This is a genomic window from Vibrio sp. 10N.222.49.C9 (assembly GCF_041474985.1).
GTDB classification, from domain to species: Bacteria; Pseudomonadota; Gammaproteobacteria; order Enterobacterales; family Vibrionaceae; genus Vibrio; species Vibrio crassostreae_C.
In genome coordinates, this window is the sequence record NZ_JBFRVD010001000.1 from 1 (window position 1) to 358 (window position 358).

1 protein-coding gene is annotated in these 358 nt (G+C 52.0%); it reads left to right on the forward strand.

Translation table 11 applies throughout. The features are described from left to right. On the forward strand, nucleotides 1-358 hold a 358-nt coding region (lpxK, locus tag AB4585_RS26620), incomplete at both ends, for a tetraacyldisaccharide 4'-kinase (protein WP_372171746.1).

A 358-nucleotide genomic window follows, 5' to 3' on the forward strand; every position in this document is an offset into this window, starting at 1 on the left:
TAAGTCAGCTTTTTAAGGTGATTAGCCAAGGGCGTAGGCGTGATTATCTGCAAGGAAAGAAGCCTAGCTACCGTGCACCTGTTCCTGTCGTTGTGGTGGGAAACATCACAGCGGGTGGCAACGGCAAAACACCTGTAGTGGTGTGGTTGGTTGAAAGCTTGCAGGCTCAGGGCTTGACTGTCGGTGTGGTTTCCAGAGGGTATGGTGCCAAGGCTCCAAACTACCCCTTGCTAGTAGGTCAGGATACACCAACCAAACATTGTGGTGATGAGCCAAAGCTTATTGCTCAGCGCACCGGGGCGATTGTGGTAGTTGACCCAGTACGCTCGAATGCGGTTAAGCACCTGCTACAGAATGA